This is a genomic window from Psychroserpens citreus (genome assembly GCF_055686305.1).
This window is the reverse complement of sequence record NZ_CM145999.1, coordinates 2,783,107-2,800,486: the sequence shown is the minus strand read 5'-3', so window position 1 is coordinate 2,800,486 and position 17,380 is coordinate 2,783,107. Positions and strand designations below refer to the sequence as shown.

18 protein-coding genes are annotated in these 17,380 nt (G+C 33.6%); 14 read left to right on the top strand and 4 right to left on the bottom strand.

Features of this window, described 5'->3' with window-relative positions; translation table 11 throughout:
* Positions 1–45: 45 nt before the first annotated feature.
* The 5 genes from ACTU6T_RS12630 to ACTU6T_RS12610 all read left to right on the top strand — a co-directional run bounded on the left by ACTU6T_RS12630 (position 46) and on the right by ACTU6T_RS12610 (position 5,613).
* A complete protein-coding gene (locus tag ACTU6T_RS12630; RefSeq protein ID WP_460218555.1) occupies positions 46–819 on the top strand; it encodes a hypothetical protein in 774 nt (257 codons plus the stop codon).
* Entirely contained in the window at positions 812–1,996 is a 1,185-nt protein-coding gene (locus ACTU6T_RS12625) for a CHASE2 domain-containing protein (RefSeq protein WP_460218554.1), read from the top strand. The genes ACTU6T_RS12630 and ACTU6T_RS12625 overlap by 8 nt, the downstream gene beginning before the upstream one ends.
* A gap of 172 nt (positions 1,997–2,168) precedes the next feature.
* A complete protein-coding gene (locus tag ACTU6T_RS12620) occupies positions 2,169–2,498 on the top strand; it encodes a nucleotide pyrophosphohydrolase (RefSeq protein WP_460218553.1) in 330 nt (109 codons plus the stop codon).
* Positions 2,495–4,693 (top strand): DNA/RNA helicase domain-containing protein, encoded by a 2,199-nt coding sequence (locus ACTU6T_RS12615; RefSeq protein WP_460218552.1) that lies wholly within the window; start codon positions 2,495–2,497, stop codon positions 4,691–4,693. Before ACTU6T_RS12620 ends, ACTU6T_RS12615 begins: the two co-directional genes overlap by 4 nt.
* Positions 4,694–4,734: 41 nt before the next feature.
* Positions 4,735–5,613: a phospholipase D family protein gene (locus tag ACTU6T_RS12610; RefSeq protein WP_460218551.1), complete on the top strand. Its 879-nt coding sequence runs from the start codon at positions 4,735–4,737 to the stop codon at positions 5,611–5,613.
* 45 nt (positions 5,614–5,658) lie between these two features.
* Here the strand turns inward: ACTU6T_RS12610 and ACTU6T_RS12605 are convergent, their stop codons facing one another.
* Positions 5,659–6,135, bottom strand: a complete 477-nt coding sequence (locus tag ACTU6T_RS12605; RefSeq protein WP_460218550.1) for a Pvc16 family protein — start codon at positions 6,133–6,135, stop codon at positions 5,659–5,661.
* Positions 6,136–6,550: 415 nt separating this feature from the next.
* Here ACTU6T_RS12605 and ACTU6T_RS12600 point away from each other — a divergent pair, with 415 nt between their 5' ends.
* Positions 6,551–6,958, top strand: a complete 408-nt coding sequence (locus ACTU6T_RS12600; RefSeq protein WP_460218549.1) for a DUF2452 domain-containing protein — start codon at positions 6,551–6,553, stop codon at positions 6,956–6,958.
* A 486-nt stretch (positions 6,959–7,444) separates the two neighbouring features.
* Here ACTU6T_RS12600 and mscL read toward each other — a convergent pair whose 3' ends face one another.
* Positions 7,445–7,885, bottom strand: coding sequence for a large conductance mechanosensitive channel protein MscL (gene mscL, locus ACTU6T_RS12595; RefSeq protein WP_460218548.1), 441 nt, complete (start codon positions 7,883–7,885; stop codon positions 7,445–7,447).
* Between the two features lie 508 nt (positions 7,886–8,393).
* Here mscL and ACTU6T_RS12590 point away from each other — a divergent pair.
* Complete coding sequence (locus tag ACTU6T_RS12590; protein ID WP_460218547.1) at positions 8,394–8,666, top strand: GIY-YIG nuclease family protein; 273 nt, start codon at positions 8,394–8,396, stop codon at positions 8,664–8,666.
* Positions 8,667–8,729: 63 nt separating this feature from the next.
* Here the strand turns inward: ACTU6T_RS12590 and ACTU6T_RS12585 are convergent, their stop codons facing one another.
* Positions 8,730–11,984 carry a cytochrome c biogenesis protein gene (locus tag ACTU6T_RS12585; RefSeq protein ID WP_460218546.1) on the bottom strand — a complete coding sequence of 1,085 codons (3,255 nt, stop codon included), beginning with the start codon at positions 11,982–11,984 and terminating at the stop codon, positions 8,730–8,732.
* A gap of 106 nt (positions 11,985–12,090) precedes the next feature.
* Positions 12,091–12,492 carry a group III truncated hemoglobin gene (locus ACTU6T_RS12580; protein WP_460218545.1) on the bottom strand — a complete coding sequence of 134 codons (402 nt, stop codon included), beginning with the start codon at positions 12,490–12,492 and terminating at the stop codon, positions 12,091–12,093.
* A gap of 75 nt (positions 12,493–12,567) precedes the next feature.
* Between ACTU6T_RS12580 and ACTU6T_RS12575 the strand changes: the two genes are divergently transcribed.
* From ACTU6T_RS12575 to ACTU6T_RS12545, 7 genes are read left to right on the top strand one after another with little or no spacing between them, the layout of a single operon-like run.
* The gene (locus tag ACTU6T_RS12575; RefSeq protein ID WP_460218544.1) at positions 12,568–13,326 is read left to right on the top strand and encodes a Rossmann-like and DUF2520 domain-containing protein; all 759 of its coding nucleotides are present in this window, start codon (positions 12,568–12,570) and stop codon (positions 13,324–13,326) included.
* Positions 13,316–13,846, top strand: a complete 531-nt coding sequence (locus tag ACTU6T_RS12570; RefSeq protein WP_460218543.1) for a KdsC family phosphatase — start codon at positions 13,316–13,318, stop codon at positions 13,844–13,846. The genes ACTU6T_RS12575 and ACTU6T_RS12570 overlap by 11 nt, the downstream gene beginning before the upstream one ends.
* 41 nt (positions 13,847–13,887) lie before the next feature.
* Positions 13,888–14,802 (top strand): geranylgeranylglycerol-phosphate geranylgeranyltransferase, encoded by a 915-nt coding sequence (locus ACTU6T_RS12565; RefSeq protein ID WP_460218542.1) that lies wholly within the window; start codon positions 13,888–13,890, stop codon positions 14,800–14,802.
* A 7-nt stretch (positions 14,803–14,809) separates the two neighbouring features.
* Positions 14,810–15,394, top strand: a complete 585-nt coding sequence (locus ACTU6T_RS12560) for a Maf-like protein (protein WP_460218541.1) — start codon at positions 14,810–14,812, stop codon at positions 15,392–15,394.
* 38 nt (positions 15,395–15,432) lie between these two features.
* Positions 15,433–16,377, top strand: coding sequence for a septum formation inhibitor Maf (locus ACTU6T_RS12555; protein WP_460218540.1), 945 nt, complete (start codon positions 15,433–15,435; stop codon positions 16,375–16,377).
* A gap of 52 nt (positions 16,378–16,429) precedes the next feature.
* Positions 16,430–16,948, top strand: a complete 519-nt coding sequence (locus ACTU6T_RS12550) for a mechanosensitive ion channel domain-containing protein (RefSeq protein WP_460218539.1) — start codon at positions 16,430–16,432, stop codon at positions 16,946–16,948.
* A gap of 35 nt (positions 16,949–16,983) precedes the next feature.
* Complete coding sequence (locus ACTU6T_RS12545; RefSeq protein ID WP_460218538.1) at positions 16,984–17,328, top strand: VOC family protein; 345 nt, start codon at positions 16,984–16,986, stop codon at positions 17,326–17,328.
* Positions 17,329–17,380 lie beyond the last annotated feature (52 nt).

The following is a 17,380-nucleotide window of genomic DNA, read 5'->3' as shown; positions in this document are numbered from 1 at the left end:
TCCTTGCAATAAATTTAGTATTTTTATAAACACGATTTGTAACTAATGCGTAAACTCTTCTTAATTTTTAGTTTTATTTTCTGTATTCATAGTTTCTCTCAAGAAGCCTTTCTCGTGTTACAAGTTGAAGGTTCTATCACATACGATAGTATTACTAAACCCATACAAGTAGGTGATGAATTTTTCGGCAATCCAAAATTTAAGTTCGCAACAGATAAGGCTAAAGCCGTTATTTTAAGTAATCTAAAAGGTCGCGTGGTCCTTTTTCCGAATAAACCAGAACAGGAAACAACTTCGGCACTTGTCTATTATTTAAAGAATAACATTTTACCAGTAAAAGAATATACGGCCACACGTGGCGATAACTCTGATGCGATACAACTCATTTTCAAAAACAATGCGCTGTATCACACTAAGACAATTAAGGTTTATAAGCGTCCTAAGGACCAGAATTCTTATTATTTCTTGTCCTATAAAAGAAACGCTATTGAGTTTATTTCAAAACTAGACATGAGTTCTAATGGGTTTATTGAAATTAGCAAGGCAACATTTGAAACACCACCTGATTCAACTAGTATACATGTGCCAGAACATATGAAATTGCATTACTATAATGCAGAAACGACCGAGACAATACACTTAAAAAATTTAAAGTTTGATTTAATTCAGTTAGAGTCTATTGAAAGCGAACTGAAACTCTATCAACAGTGGCTCGTTCAACAAGGCGTAAAGCGAAAAAAGCATGAGGCACTATTAACAGACTATATTCAAGATACTTATACTTCAGATTTAAACTTAAACGACTTTACCATTGACTAATATCTTATCAAAAGAGAACCGATGGTTTATAGTAGGTAATTCTGTTTTTGCACTACTTCTATTCTTCTTGGTACAGAAAATTTATTTACTCCCAGCACATGATAGTAAAGCATTTTTTTTAGGTCCGATAATTAAAAATACGCTATTTAGTGATGCTATGACAACACCTTCGCATGATGTTTTATTAGTGAATACACATTATGATAATGCCCTTACCAAAAATTATGATCAGTATACTACTGAAAAAGGCAATCTGGTTATTGTAGATCGCGAAAAATTAATCAAACTCTTCACAAAACTGAAAGCCAGTAATTCTTACAACTATATCATTTGTGATATCGTGTTTGAAGACAGTACAGCCTATGACGACGATCTTGCTAAGATTTTAAAAACAACCGAACGAATTGTTATCCCTAGAAAGAACAGTCTTTCAACCTCGTTAAAACCTTATCGAGACATAAACTCAGGGTTGGTAGATGCTTATACTGCAGGAGGTGTGTTTTATAAATATGAATTGTACAATCGTAGGTTAGATTTCAAATCTATGCCACTTACAATTTATGAAGACCTACATAAAACGACCTATACCGATTATTTCTTTTTTGGTTCACTTGATGGCGCCTTAGTTTTTAATGACTTTGTCCCAGAACATTATATTAACAACTATAATGTATTTGAAACTAGAACTTACCCACTCGTCAATTTAGGAGACCTCATTAAAGCCAATACTACTTTTGATTCTTATGTTCGTGATAAACTGGTGGTCGTCGGAAATTTTAATACCGATACAAAAGGCACGCTTTATGGTGATATTCCTGGGCCATTAATTGTCACCAACACTTATCTCAATTTAGAACATGGCAAGCATAAAATCACAGCAGGCTTAATGGTGTGTTTATTACTTATTTTTGCAGCATTCTCTTTTGTTATTTTATTGCCAAAAACGCATTTTGAAAATGTTGTTTTACAAATCCCAGTCATTGGTGGACTCCTACTAGGGTTTTCGTTTGTCTTTACTATGGGTATATTAGCCTTACTCTTATATGGCATTTTTAATGTAAATCTTAATCTCACCTATATTGCTTTAGTCTTTTATCTCCAAAACTTAATCTACCATCGAAAGGCGTATTGGGAACGTTTTAAAAAGAAATTAAAGTCAAAGACTGAAACACTCTAAACGGTCGTTAATTATATCATAAAAAGTATTCTAATAATTACGTTGTTTTACTTTTCTGTGAGCAAGAAAGTCTCTATATTTAAACTCTCCCTTAAAATTAATTAATTGTTGATTTTAAATCAATCATATTATTGATTTATGTATTTACATATATTAAAATAAGACCGCTAAAATGTCAGAAATTAAAAATCTAATTGAAAAACTTATCGAGTTTAGAAATGCAAGAGATTGGGAACAATTTCACAATTCTAAAGATTTAGCTTTGGCAATAAGTATAGAAGCTGGGGAATTATTAGAATTGTTTTTGTGGAAAGAAAATGAAGATGTAAAAAAAGAAAAACTAGAAGAAGAATTAGCTGATATCATCTCGTTTTGTCTTCTTCTTGCTGAAAAGCATAATATGGACATTACTAAAATAGTCGAAAAGAAAATAAAAGAGAACGATAAAAAATATCCTGTAGAAAAAGCGAAGGGAACTGCAAAAAAGTATAACGAATTATGAGTTTATCATTTGAGTTATCAATTGAGGTTTCTGAACAATATGATTTTAATAAAGAAACTTTAAAAAAAATCCAAGAAAACACTTGGGTGAAAAATAAATGGCCATTAGTATATTTTATACAAAATGAAGTGACTAAAATTGCTTATGTTGGTGAATCTACAAATGCTACAAGTAGAATAAAAAACCATTTAGCTAATCCTAAAAAATCTAATCTTAAAAAAATATCTATAATTGGCTCAGATAAATTTAATAAATCGGCAACCTTAGATATTGAATCAAAGTTAATTCAGTATATTTCATCCGAAGGGACTTATAAATTACAGAACGGAAACTATGGATTGATAAACCATAATTATTATCAGCAAGATTTATATAAAAACTTATTTAGAGTAGTTTGGGATAAATTGTTAGAAAAAAGAATAATAAGTAAATCTCTCGAAGAAATTGAAAATACTGAGTTATTTAAATATTCTCCATATAAGACCCTAAATGAAGACCAGTATAACTCCGTAATACAAATATTAGATGCTTTAGTGATTAATGAATCTAATATGATTTTTGTCAAAGGAAGTGCTGGAACAGGTAAAACCATTTTATCAACATATTTTATCAAACTTTTAAATTCCGAAGAATCAGATTATGACCTTGAAGATTTAAACGAAAATGAGGTTCATGAAATAAATTTAATTAAGGAATTCTCAGATAAATATCCTAACAAAAAAATTGGACTTGTCATAGCTATGACTTCTCTTAGAGAAACCTTAAAAAAGGTTTTTCGAAAAGTACCAGGTTTAAAAGCTTCAATGGTAATTAGCCCATCTGATACATTCAATGAATATTATGATTTATTAATTGTTGACGAAGCTCATAGATTAAGACAATACAAAAATATTTCTTGGCGAGGTACTTTCAAAAAAAACAACCAAAAACTCGGTTTAGATGACAAAGGCAACGAACTCGATTGGATACTAGCAAATAGTAAAAATCAAATATTATTTTATGATTCAAAACAATCCGTAAAACCTTCGGATATTAGTCAAAATTATTTTGATAATTTATTAGCAAATCCCAAAACATCAATCATCGAATTAAAATCTCAAATGCGTGTTGCTGGGGGAAATGACTATATCTCATTTGTTGACAAACTGCTTGAGGTTCAATTAAATAAAAATCATTTTTACAAACCTAACAATTATGATTTGAAAGTCTTTGACTCTTTAAAAGATTTATATGAAGAGTTAACAAGAAAAGAAGAAGTACTTGGCTTATGTAGACTAATAGCAGGTTACTCATGGGAATGGAGGTCTGACCCTAAAAAAAATCCTCATTTAAAAGATGCTATAGATATTGAAATAGATGGGTTAAAATTTCAATGGAATAAAACACATAAAGATTGGATTAATTCCCCAAACTCATTTCAGCAAATAGGATGTATACATACATGTCAAGGCTATGACTTGAATTATACTGGGGTTATTTTTGGTAAAGAAATCAAATATAACAATACAACCAATACAATTGAGATCGATGCAAATAATTATTTTGATAAGTATGGTCGAATCGGTGTTGAAAGTATTGAAGATTTAAAATCATACATTATAAACATATACAAAACTATAATGTATAGAGGGATTAAGGGAACATACATTTACGCTTGTGACAAAAATTTGAGAGAATACTTTAAAAAGCATATTCTTTCTTTTGAAAAAGAGTTGAAATTCAGAATCATTGAAGAGAAAAATGTAATTCCTTATGTAAATTCTGTTCCACTATTAGATTTAAAAGTGGCTGCAGGAGAATTTAGTGATTTACAATTAATTTCTGATTATAAATGGATAGAGTTACCTGAACATATATCTGCTAAAGAAGACTACTTTGTTTGTAAAATTGTTGGAGAATCTATGAACAAAATTATTCCTAATGGTTCATATTGTCTATTTAAAAAAGACCCAGGAGGTACAAGGAATGGAAAAACAGTAATAGTTCAACATCATAAAATTCAAGATAAAGATTATGGCTCTGGTTTTACTATCAAATACTATCAAAGCACAAAAACCGTTGATGAAAAAGGGTGGCATCATAAATCCATTACACTTAGCCCAAAATCAAATAATGAATCTTTTAAAGACATTATTCTTTTAGAAGAAGATCTAGAAGAATTAAAGGTTTTTGGAGTTTTTGTAAGTATAATATAAAATGAATTATTAGAAAATAATAAATCAAAACACAATCTTCTATGAGTACATTTTTAACTGGAAAAGAATTAGAAACCTCAATCAATAAAATAATATGGGAAGCTAAAGATATATTATTATTAGTTTCACCATACATTAAACTCGACAAACATTTCAAAGACCTTTTCAAGGCTCATGAGTACAATGAAAAACTTCATATAATAATTGTATTTGGTAAAAACGAAAAAAGTATAAAAAAGAGTCTGAGTAAAGATGATTTTGACTTTTTAAAAACGTTTCCAAAAGTAAGTATTCTTTATGCACCAAAACTACATGGAAAATATTATGGGAATGAAAAAATGGGAGTAGTTACTTCTGTAAATCTTTATGACTTTTCCTTCACTAATGAAAACATTGAATTTGGAGTGTTTTCAGAACAATCAATTTTGAATCAACTAAATATTACTTCAAATAATGTAGATAATGATGCTTTTAATACTTGTATGGAAATTGCAGAAACAAGTGATGCAGTTTTTATTAAACGCCCAATTTATAAAACAAATAAACTAATTATAAATATTGGAAAAACATACATTAATACCTCAGATATCTTGATAGATAATACAGAATATTTCTATGGCTATAAGAGTAGAAATAAATTAGACCAAAAGAAACTATCAGATTTTCCTGAAGAAATAATTAGTGGGTCTTCTAAAAACAAGATGCCAGAGAGAGTTAACCAAGATTATGATTCAAAAATGGGTTATTGTATTAGAACAGGTGAGAAAATCACTTTTAATCCAAAAAAGCCAATGTCATATAAATCCTTTCAATCTTGGGTGCAGTTTGAAAACTATGATTTTCCTGAGAAATATTGTCATAAATCTGGTAAAGAATCATTTGGAAAGACTTCTATGTCAAATCCTATTTTAAAGAAATAGAATATTGATTAATAATATACAAATTATATATCATAGCTTTAACCATTAACCATTCCCAATTACCCGCAATTGATACACCACTGACGGCTGGTAAGCCGCGCCCAATCCTTGCCATAACACCGATTGGCCTTCCAAAGTTTGTGAATAGTTTTCAATGACGATGCGTTCTATTGATTTTGGAAGATTAGGTGATGTGGTTGCCGTGAGTAATGGATTCTCATCAAACCAGTTCATTGCTGCATCTAACATCTTAATGCCTTCTTCATAAGGTGTTTCAGGATTTGTAGAGATGACTATATAAAGTCGCGTATGCTTTGGAGGTTTAGTCATTGTAGGTTGACGACCAATAGCCACATGCGTTGTATGCTCGTTATCCATATTCACTAGCGATAAGCGTAACGGAATCTTAGAGCCCGTTGACCTCACTCCAGACACGCTAATCATATGGTCTTGAGTTTCAAATTCATTTTTTAACACCTTGTTTAGGGTATCGTTAATAATACGTAAACTGTCTAGTATCATATATATCGTTTAAATTAGAGGCTCCTCACCTATCCCGATCCACTTTATCATAAGCACGAATCGCCAAAATTGCCCAAATCACAACACAAATGGAAACAAACACCGAAAAGTATAATACAATATCGTTAGCGTCCATTACGTATAAGTTTTATAAAGATGACTATTCCAAGAAGTGTAGGTGCCCACAATCCTACAAAAATAGCATGAAGTTGATCTCCACGTAAAAAGAGATATTCTGCAACAACAATAATTAGTACGCATAAGACCAACATAAATATATTTGATAGACCAATTTTTTTAATAAAGTTCATGAGAATTAGTTGATTAACACTTCTAAGTTAGTAAAAATTTTAACTTCGTATTATCATTCTCATGATATTAACGAGTGTTATCTTTGTAAAAACCAATACTTAGTATGACTACAGACAAAAAACCAGATCAAGTTGTATTTAATGATGACACGCAATCTTATGATGCGGCACTTAAACCTTATGCCACTAATGTAGGCGCACCAGCTATTATAGTAACTGATACGTCATCTTGGAAAGATCGTAACGTCTTAAAAGCTAATAAGCAACTCAAAGCCAAATACTTAGAACTTAAAGCCGAATACGATAAAATGATTAAAGAACTAGAATACAATAATCTGGTCTATAACGCACGTTATAATTTTGAGCCTATTGTTGGTGAGACTTATCACCTCTATCGCGATAAAAATGACGAAGCATTTTTGTCTATTCTAGAGCCAAATAGCTGTAGTTTTGATCATATTGGGAGTTTTCAACTCAATAGTGAATTACTTTGGAAAAAGGTTGAATTGTAAATAACCTTCCTTCATTTTTTTCTTGATAAAAAAACAAAGCAAAAAAATCAAAACCGTTTATTAGGAAATTACTGCGTACCACTCGCCTTTTCTTTAAGTCCAATGGTGATTTCCAAAACAACAACTATAAAACTCCTAGAACAAGCCTATTTATAACATGTTGAGGCTCGTTATTTCTGAAAACGGTTGAGTATAAATTCAAAATAGTTCATCCCATTTGATAATTAGAAAGCCCAGAATCTTAATCGCCCTAAGTTTAAATATTGTGAACCTACCGACGATGTAAAGCGTTTAAAACAAAAAGCTGTTTGAGATTTTGCCCTAGCAAAATTGAGTTCTTTTTGTTTAGCTTTCGAGGAACAGATAGGTAATATTTAAAATTCGGGCTAGACTTTTTTGTTTAGCTCATGTCAATTTCATTTATTAAAAATGTATTCGTGAATCTCGTACCTCGATTTCTTTTTTTGGCAATGAAGAAAAGAAAAACTACTTTTTCTTCAACAAGGCATTCTGCTCTTCCATTAAATCGGTAAGCTTAGCTAACAACTCAATATCTTTTGGTGTGGCCACAACCTCATTTTTAGGGTCTTGAGCTTTACTACGTAAACGGTTCATAGCTTTTACCACAATAAAAACGGTGAGCCCAACAATAAGAAAGTCTAAAGTGGTTTCAAACAATACACCATATTCTATAGCAACTTCTTGAACAGTAACCTCGCCTTGCGCATTAACTACAGCATCACGTAACACCCATTTTTTATCTTGGAAATGGAGCCCGTTAGTCATTAAAGATAATGGCGGCATAAACACTTTTTTGACCAGTACATCTATCACTTTATTAAAGGCAGCTCCAATGATGATACCAATAGCCATATCCATCATATTGCCTTTTATAGCAAACTCTTTGAATTCTTTTAGAAACTTCATGGGTGTTTTGTTTTGTATGCAGTAAAGGTATTTGAATCTGGGTGTAAAAGCAAATGAATACACTTCGACTGCTACACACTTCGACTACGCTCAGTGTGACAGTCGCTCAGTGTGGCAAAGAGTTTAGTGCCTGTAGTGCAGTACGACTGTGACTCAGTGCGCAAAACTATTTTAATTTTAAAGTCTTATCTTAATACTATAACTATGTCAGTCTGAGCGCAGTCGAAGACTCATGTGTAAAACACTTCATTAAACTGTGTTTGCTAACTTCAAAGCGAAATATATGTTTTTTATTTATAACACCCTGTTTAACAAGATGTTAAGCATGCGTTAGACTTTATACACACTTCGACTGCGCTCAGTGTGACAGTCGCTCAGTGTGACAATAACTTAATGTGGTAAGGTGAATATTTTTTTTTATAGTCAATATTCTACACTTAAAATAAAAGCACTAACTTTAAAACCATTATAAATGTCAGTCTAAAACCCAACAAAACGCCATAACCAAATGCATTCCTATTATACAGGCATAACTAGTACATTAGACAAACGAATTAAACAGCATCAATTTGGAACATATAAAAATTGCTACACCTATAAACGCAGACCATTAGAATTAAAATTTTATCAAGTTTTTAACGATGTGCTTCAAGCCATCTATTACGAAAAGAAAATAAAGGGTTGGACTAGAGCCAAGAAAACGGCGTTGATTGAAAATGATTCAGAGCAGTTACAGTTGCTTTCTGAATGTAGGAATTCCACGCATTATAAATATAAGTAGTTATTTGTCGTTTAATTGCACTTCGACTGCGTTCAGTGTGACATAGCGCTCAGGGTGACAAATCTACTTCCTATAATACTTCGCATATTTGCGGTAGGCCATCACAGCAATAAGAGCTAAAACTACTAAGACGATAGCAATCACCTTATAACTTAGTATCTGCTGACCAGATTGGTAGGAGTGCAATCCTGCCAAGTAGAAGTTTACACCAAAATAGGTAAACATGATAAAACCTAAACCAATAATAGACATCAAATTAAATCCAAAACGTCCTCGCATGCCTGGAATGAGTCGCATATGAATAATAAACGCATAAGCCATAATACTAATCAATGCCCAAGTTTCTTTTGGATCCCAACCCCAATAACGTCCCCAACTTTCATTGGCCCACATACCTCCTAAGAAGTTTCCTATGGTTAACATGACAAGCCCAACGGTTAATGCCATTTCATTAATAATCGTGAGTTCCTTAATATTAAGATCCATTTTAACCTTATTTTCTTTGGTTGTAAATATCATCAAGAAGAGCACAGTTAATCCTAACATCATACCCAACGTAAATGGTCCGTAACTCGCTACGATTACTGCCACATGAATCATTAACCAGTAGCTATCTAAAACAGGTTGCAGATTAGAAATCGCTGGATCCATCCAGTTTAAGTGTGCTACCAATAATAGCATGGATGTTACAAAAGCCGTAGCTGCCATGGTGAGTCGGCTTTGTCGTCCAAAGGCTAAACCAAAGAACATGGTTGCCCAAGCCACATAGATCATCGATTCGTAGGCGTCACTCCAAGGCGCATGACCCGAAATGTACCAACGTGCAATTAACCCTCCTGTATGTATTGCAAAACACAAAATAATCGCAATACCGAATGTTTTAACAAGTACATTGACCAATTTACTTTTCGCATTAAAAATCTGAACGATTAATGAGATAAACAAAGCCACACCAAAAAACATATAGAACAAATAGATGTTTTTGAAGATATCATACTTATTGTATAAAATTTCAGCTTTGATCTTATCATCCGATAACATCACCTCACTTCCCTCCTGCTGTTGATTCTTCTTAAAGCCTTCCAACAAACGATTGGCAGTAGAGAAGTCTCCCGATTGTCGTGCTTTATATAATTCGCCAAGGTAATACCCCAAACTATTTTCGATAAACTTTCCGTAGAGGGTATCTTTAATTTTAGTACGATAGTCTTCGCGGTATTCTACAGGAGAAATCCACGTATTCCCTTCATCATTAGGCACAGGAAATATCTTCATTGAACGACCATCTAAGGTATTAAACAACAAACTCATACGATCGTAAGCCTCTCGTAACTGCGTTTGGTACGCATTTGGTGTTTCTGTACTATAAGCTTCTTGAAGATAAGGGCCAAGTTTATTTCGACCATCATCGGTAAGGAAATCAGTAATCGCCACATGTTTTACATCGGTACCAACACCAATAATTTTTCGGATGGAATCTGCTTTACGCTTAGCTAAATAAATCACAGGAACGTTATACCAAAACAACGGGCTCTCCTGCATAGACATCAAGACCTGATTAGCATCAAATTCTTCGTAATGGTCACGCTTGCTCAATTTCCGAAGTACTTCAGAAGCAAAGGTATTTGCAGGCATCATTCGTCCAGAATAATCTTGTATCACAAGTTCACCAAACTTATCAGAATGTTCTTTAGGGTTGATATTTGCACGAATGACAGAATCAATTTCTGCTTTAGTTGGACGTTCAAAAGCCACTTTCGCAGTATGGTCATGACCATCACCTTCAAAATGTTCTTGTTGTTCTACTGCATTATGATTATGTCCATCATTTTCGGTATGCTCTTGCGAAAACCCTAACAAACCACAACATAAAAGAACCATCGACATGATCTTAGCCTTTTTATCTTCTACCTTTTTTAGCATGCGCTTGAGGTCTGCAAAACGTGTTCCTTTAGAAAATAAGATGGCCATCAATCCAAAATACAATAACATATATCCAAAATAGGTCACCCAAGTTCCCCAACGGTCATGATTCACTGAGAGTTTAGTTCCTTGTTCATCTGGAAAGAAACTCGATTGAAAGAAACGGTAACCACCTTCATCGAGAATATTATTCATAAAAATGCGATAATCGTAAGGCGCTTCATTTGGTTTTATAACGGTGACTTCACTAGCAAAGGCCGAAAAATTATCGGTTGTTCCAGGATAGCGTTCTGCAATAAAATCGTTAAGCTTGATACTAAATGGCAATTCTTTAACAATAGACCCATACTTCACCGCAATATCAAGACCGCCAACATTCACCTGTTCGAATCGTCCGTTGACGTATTGTCCGCCTAATAAGTTTACCGTTTTAGTTTCTCCATTTGCCGTAACATCAACAACAAGTCCATCTTCGCGGCTACGTAACAACTCTGATTTTTTAACCACACCAAACTGACCTTGCATTACAGGCTTTGGAAATACAAAAGCCATATTTGCCATCTGATACCGTGACCGTAAGACTAAAGGCTGAATTGAATCTTTATAGACTTTCCCAGTGGCCTGTGTTGCCATCGTCATATAATCGCCTTCAAATGGGGTTTCAATAAAAATTTGATTGTCTTTTGTTGTAAAATTAACGGCCCCTTTCTTAGGGTTGTTTAAAGTGAATACCACATTGTGAATGAGCTCATCATCACCATCTTTTATAAAATGACTGTGAGAGGCTTCATCTCCAGCTTCTACTAATTTTAAGTAGCGTTCACCTTCATCTCCCGGAATGATATCCAGTTCGGCATCTTGCACAAATTTCTTGACTTCTAAGGTTACAGGAATGCCATTGTATTCGGTTTCCACCATAAAATCATTATCCAAACGCTCTGAAAAATCAACGCGCTCTTGAACTACGCGTCGTTGCTGTTGCCCATCAACAACTAAATCGCCATCAATAAAAGATGTCAAATAAATATCACGTGTTAAATAGGTGTTTTCTGTAGCACCTTCACGAATAGGCATCCAACCTTCAAATCCGATATATCGTGTAATGCCTGCACCTAAAAGGATAAAAATAAAGGCTAAGTGTAATATGAGTGTTGCCCATTTTTCTTTTCGTAATAATCTGTAACGAAAGATATTTCCGATGAAATTAATCATGAATAATATCATGATGAGCTCAAACCACCACGCATTATAGATGTAATGTCTCGAGTATGGTGTTGGTGAGGTATCCTGACCAGCATCCATAAACGTACCGACAATCATAGCGATAGCATAAACAATAAATAAAATACCAGTAAGACGTGTAGAAAAGAGAATATTAGCAAGTTTCTTTTGCATAGCAAGACAGCTTATTTTTTTGTTGTGCAAAGATAACCATTTTAGTTTGTTTTGACTCTCAGATTACTAAGCAAAAATCTGTTAAAAACCTACATCACAATTCGTCTTATTCCTTTTGTCGTGCTTCAAAAATTTTAAGATACATAAATGTGCCCATTTTACGGGCTCTACGCTTGGCATTTTCCGTTACTTCACCTTCAAATAATTCATTGAGAGTTTGCGCCCAAAGGTTCAGCCAAATTCCAAAATGCATTTCATTAATACTATGTTCATACTGTTGATCAACTTTGACATGAGCTTCTAGCGGATTTCCGTAGTATTTCTTTTCCAATTTCCGCGTCATAAACAAGCTCGTTTCCCAAAAGGCTGTAAGGTGATCTAAATGTGCATCCCAATCTTTGATAGTTTCATTAAAAAAATGACCAATTGATTCATCAGCCCTCACTTTATTATAAAAGGTAGTGACCAATAAAAATATATCGTCTCGTGTTTGAATATCTTGTTTCATGACTCAAATGTAATCACAACTAATAAATTAGTAAATGATTTTTATCATTTCTTATTTCTATTGTACTTTAGCAGCATGATTTCAGTCGTTATTTTAGGAGCTGGCAATGTAGCCACGCATTTATATAAAGCCTTTCGTTCTTCGGAAAACGTCACCGTATCTCAATGGTATAACCGACGTTTAGAACCTATTTCTGGTTATAAAAATGAGGTTACTATTACAGATGACATCTCTCAACTTATTGATGCTGACATCTATATCATTGCTGTAAGTGATGATGCCATTGCAGAATTATCCTCAAAATTACCTTTTGAAAATCGCTTTGTGGTACATACATCAGGAAGTGTGAGTGCTTATGATTTAGATAAAAAAAATAGACGTGGCGTATTCTATCCGCTACAAACCTTTTCAAAAGATGCTACAATTGATTTTTCCAAAGTTCCTATTTGTCTAGAAACGTTAATGCGGAAAGATTATATGCCATTGAAAAACTTAGCGACATCAATTACCAATATTACTAAGCGTGTAAATAGTGATCAACGTGCTGCTTTACATTTGGCGGCAGTATTTGTGAATAATTTTACTAATCAGTTGTATCGTGTGGCTCATGAAATCACCGAGTCTCAAGGTGCAGAGTTTGATTTGCTGAAACCATTAATTTTAGAAACAGCACTTAAGGTTCAAGATCATTCGCCGTACAAATCGCAAACAGGTCCAGCTAAGCGCAACGATAAAAAAACTATAAAAAGGCATATAAAATTGCTCGATAATGAGCATCATAAAGACATCTATAAGCTGCTAACCGCTTCAATAAAACACACACATGGACGATAAAAGTTATAAAGAATACCTAGAACACATCACGACATTCATTTTTGATGTAGATGGCGTACTTACCGATGGAACCGTTACTGTAATGACAAATGGGGATATGCTACGCCGTATGAATATTAAAGATGGTTATGCTTTAAAAACCGCTAAAGATGCAGGATTTAATATCTGCATTATTTCTGGAGGAAGTAATCTGGGCGTTCAAAAACGATTGGAAGGCTTAGGCATTACAGACATCTACTTAGGTGCACACCAAAAGGTAGTTCAGTACAACGAATACTTAAGTCAAAACAATATTGATGCTAAAAATGTGTTGTATATGGGAGATGACATTCCAGATATCCCTGTAATGAAACTAGTTGGCCTTGCTTGTTGTCCGCAAGATGCTGCAATAGAAGTTAAAGCAACGAGTCATTACATTTCTCATAAAGGTGGTGGAAAAGGCGCTGTAAGAGATATCATTGAACAAATCATGAAAGTGCAAGGCAAATGGGATGGGAATTTTGATGCGAAATACGACTAGTCATCACAACAAAACTATAACTAACTATACCCTACAAAAAAATGCAAGGCATTTTAAATCTTATCCGTTGGAAAAATCTAGTACTCATCATCATTGCGCAAGTGCTTATTAAATATGCGCTTTTAGAACCTTTTTCGGCACTTACTACATTAAGTCACATCGGGTTTATTTTACTTGTAATTACGACACTCTGTATTGCCGCTGCAGGCAATATTATTAACGATATTTATGATATAGAGACCGACGCTATTAATAAACCTAGTAAGATTATTATTGGGAAACAAGTGTCAGAATCCTTAGCCTACAATCTGTTTTTTGCACTAAATATTGTCGGAGTAATTCTAGGATTTTACATCTCGCATAGTATTGGTAAGAGTTCTTTTTTTGCCATATTTGTTATGATATCTCTGGCCTTATACGTATATGCCTCTTACCTTAAAGGCACCATCTTATTTGGAAATATTCTCATCTCAATATTAGTGGCCATGAGCGTTCTTATTGTCGGAATTTTTGATTTGCTTCCTGCGATTATTCCCCAAACTAAAGAGACACAAATGACCTTTTTTAAAATTGTTATCGATTATGCCATCTTTGCGTTTGTAATCAACCTCGTGAGAGAAATTGTTAAAGATATTCAAGATATTGATGGCGATTACAAAGCAGGTATGAACACCTTACCAATTGTTTTAGGTCGTGAGCGTGCCAATAAAATAGCATTTGCAATAAGTATGATTCCTATTGGTGCAGTCATCTATTTTGTAGTCACTTACTTGTACCAACACCAAATAGCCATTGTATACTTTTTAATAGCCGTGATTGCTCCCTTGATTTATGCCACAATCAAAATCTTTGGAGCCAAACACAATAAAGATTATGCACATATTAGCCTCATATATAAACTAGCCATGTTATTAGGTTTATTATCTTTATTGCTCTATCCTTTAATTCTGAAATAGGATTCACATGATATACGATAGACTCAAAGCATACCATATTATTTTAGCATCTGGCTCTCCAAGACGACAGCAGTTTTTCAAAGATCTTGGCTTAAGCTTTGAAATTCGTTTAAAACCTATAGAAGAAAACTATCCTAATCGTTTGCGACACTTTGAGATTTCAGATTATTTAGCACAATTAAAATCTTTACCTTTTAAAGATGAACTTACAGAAAAAGATATTCTTATTACAAGCGATACAATCGTGTGGTATAACAATAAAGCATTAGGCAAACCTAAACATGCCGAAGAGGCCTTTAGCATGCTATCTGCAATGAGTGGCAAAACCCACGAAGTCATAACTTCGGTTTGCTTTACGACTAAACACATGCAAAAAACAGTGAATGCTGTTACCAAAGTAACTTTTAAGGTTCTTTCTGAAGACGAAATTAATTACTATATCAACACCTATAAACCATTTGATAAAGCAGGTGCTTATGGCATTCAAGAATGGATTGGTCAAGTAGGCATTACTAGCATTGAAGGCTCCTACACCAATGTTGTAGGCTTACCAACACATCTCGTTTACAAAACGTTAAACCATATGGTTTAATGACTTTTCGGTCGTAAATTTATAGAAAATTTATTGCCATGAATAAGTTAGTAATACTCACCATATTATCCTTCGGAATTTTAGCATCTTGTAAAGAGGAGAAGGTCTCTCTAAAAGACCAAACTTCAAATACAACTTTAGTAGCAGAAGCCATTGAATATAACGAAAACACTAAGGCTTTCAAACCATCTGAAGCTTTCAAAACCTATTGGTATGCTGGTGAAGCCGAAATATCTTCTTACAAACTAGAGCAAGCACGCTATGGAGAACTAAGAGACGGCGAAGCCGTACTCGTCTTTGTAACTGAAGATTTTTTACCAGAAAAACAAGTCAAAGCAGATCGTTATAGCAAATCAAACACACCTGTTTTAAAACTGAATGCGACAAAAAATTTTAATACTGGAATTTATCCCTACTCCATCATGCAATCCACATTTTACCCTATAAGCAATACAGAACACGCTCTTAAAGTAAGCTGTTCTGTTCAAGAATGGTGTGGTCATGTGTACTCACAACTTAATAATAGAGCTCAATTTGAAATTAAGTCACATAGTTATTTTGAGAGCGAAGGTGATCAAGACTTTAAATTAGACAAAACTATTCTAGAGAATGAACTATGGACCCAATTAAGACTAGACCCTAATAGTTTACCTTTTGGAGAACTCGAGATAATACCACCATTAGAATTTATAAGACTCAAACATATTCAAATAAAACCGTATATCGCAAATGCAAATCTTAATATCAAAGAGGGCATTTACAGTATTAGTTATCCAGAATTAAAGCGGGTGATACACATACATTTTAACCCTAACTTCCCATATGACATTCTTGGTTGGGAAGAACAATTTAATGATGGTTATGGTGCAAATGCAAAAATGCTAACTACAACAGCAACGAAACTGAAAACAATTAAATCACCTTATTGGAGCAAGAATTCTAATGCCGACGAAAACCTTCGTAAAACGCTAGAATTAAAATAAATCAAATTAAAGTTTCTAATGTATCTTTGAATGACCAATCAAACCGTTTTTTATGTTTTTTGATACGTATCATTCCGAATTAGTCACCACTGGAATTATTCTTCTAGTGGTTTTAATCCTTCGTTTTCTTAGTCATTTAATCATCAAGAAAATTGGACGAAAAAAAGGCATCAACAAGAATCGTATTAAATTGATATGCAGATATGTAACTGCCACATTATTAATTATTACTTTAATTATAGAGGCTTTTGTTTTTGGAGCAGAATTAAAGGACATGACACTCATTGTATCATCGGTATTTGCTGTTATTGGTATTGCTCTCTTTGCGATTTGGTCTATTTTAAGCAACGTCACTTCTGGCATCATTATGTTCTTTTCATTTCCATATAAAGTGGGAGATAAAATTCAAATTCATGATAAAGACTTTCCTATCGAAGCCATCATAGAAGACATTAGAGCTTTTCAATTACACTTGCGGTTAGACCATGGAGACTTAGTCACCTACCCAAATAATTTAATCCTTCAAAAAGCAGTAACTCTAGTTGAAAAAGATGCCATTGGTGGGTTCTAGTAAAAATTAGATTATTACAAATAAAACTAAGGTGTATGAACAATAGTAACCACATCAACTACATCGAATTCTATGCAAAAGATCTCATTAGCATAAAAGAATTTTACTCTAAAGCTTTTGGATGGACTTTTACAGATTACGGTCCTGATTACACAGCGTTTTCAAATAGCGGACTTGAAGGTGGGTTTGACACTAGAAAAGAACCAATAGTTAATGGCGCCTTGGTGGTATTATATCATGACAATCTCGAACATATACTTCAAAAAGTAACAGATTGTGGTGGAGCAATTTCTAAACCTATTTTTTCTTTTCCAGGTGGTAGACGATTTCATTTTATGGATCCAGCCGGCAACGAATTAGCGATTTGGTCAGACCAGTAATTCTGTCTTAGTTTATTTCCGAACGTTAAAGAAAAATTAAATACAACTACAG

What these genes read in the sequence shown, in the direction of transcription:
- ACTU6T_RS12630 (WP_460218555.1), top strand. Translation starts at nt 46, where the DNA reads ATGCGTAAACTCTTCTTAATTTTTAGTTTTATTTTCTGTATTCATAGT.
- ACTU6T_RS12620 (WP_460218553.1), top strand. Translation starts at nt 2,169, where the DNA reads ATGTCAGAAATTAAAAATCTAATTGAAAAACTTATCGAGTTTAGAAAT.
- ACTU6T_RS12615 (WP_460218552.1), top strand. Translation starts at nt 2,495, where the DNA reads ATGAGTTTATCATTTGAGTTATCAATTGAGGTTTCTGAACAATATGAT.
- ACTU6T_RS12610 (WP_460218551.1), top strand. Translation starts at nt 4,735, where the DNA reads ATGAGTACATTTTTAACTGGAAAAGAATTAGAAACCTCAATCAATAAA.
- ACTU6T_RS12605 (WP_460218550.1), bottom strand. Translation starts at nt 6,135, where the DNA reads ATGATACTAGACAGTTTACGTATTATTAACGATACCCTAAACAAGGTG.
- ACTU6T_RS12600 (WP_460218549.1), top strand. Translation starts at nt 6,551, where the DNA reads ATGACTACAGACAAAAAACCAGATCAAGTTGTATTTAATGATGACACG.
- mscL (WP_460218548.1), bottom strand. Translation starts at nt 7,885, where the DNA reads ATGAAGTTTCTAAAAGAATTCAAAGAGTTTGCTATAAAAGGCAATATG.
- ACTU6T_RS12590 (WP_460218547.1), top strand. Translation starts at nt 8,394, where the DNA reads ATGCATTCCTATTATACAGGCATAACTAGTACATTAGACAAACGAATT.
- ACTU6T_RS12585 (WP_460218546.1), bottom strand. Translation starts at nt 11,984, where the DNA reads ATGCAAAAGAAACTTGCTAATATTCTCTTTTCTACACGTCTTACTGGT.
- ACTU6T_RS12580 (WP_460218545.1), bottom strand. Translation starts at nt 12,492, where the DNA reads ATGAAACAAGATATTCAAACACGAGACGATATATTTTTATTGGTCACT.
- ACTU6T_RS12575 (WP_460218544.1), top strand. Translation starts at nt 12,568, where the DNA reads ATGATTTCAGTCGTTATTTTAGGAGCTGGCAATGTAGCCACGCATTTA.
- ACTU6T_RS12570 (WP_460218543.1), top strand. Translation starts at nt 13,316, where the DNA reads ATGGACGATAAAAGTTATAAAGAATACCTAGAACACATCACGACATTC.
- ACTU6T_RS12565 (WP_460218542.1), top strand. Translation starts at nt 13,888, where the DNA reads ATGCAAGGCATTTTAAATCTTATCCGTTGGAAAAATCTAGTACTCATC.
- ACTU6T_RS12560 (WP_460218541.1), top strand. Translation starts at nt 14,810, where the DNA reads ATGATATACGATAGACTCAAAGCATACCATATTATTTTAGCATCTGGC.
- ACTU6T_RS12555 (WP_460218540.1), top strand. Translation starts at nt 15,433, where the DNA reads ATGAATAAGTTAGTAATACTCACCATATTATCCTTCGGAATTTTAGCA.
- ACTU6T_RS12550 (WP_460218539.1), top strand. Translation starts at nt 16,430, where the DNA reads ATGTTTTTTGATACGTATCATTCCGAATTAGTCACCACTGGAATTATT.
- ACTU6T_RS12545 (WP_460218538.1), top strand. Translation starts at nt 16,984, where the DNA reads ATGAACAATAGTAACCACATCAACTACATCGAATTCTATGCAAAAGAT.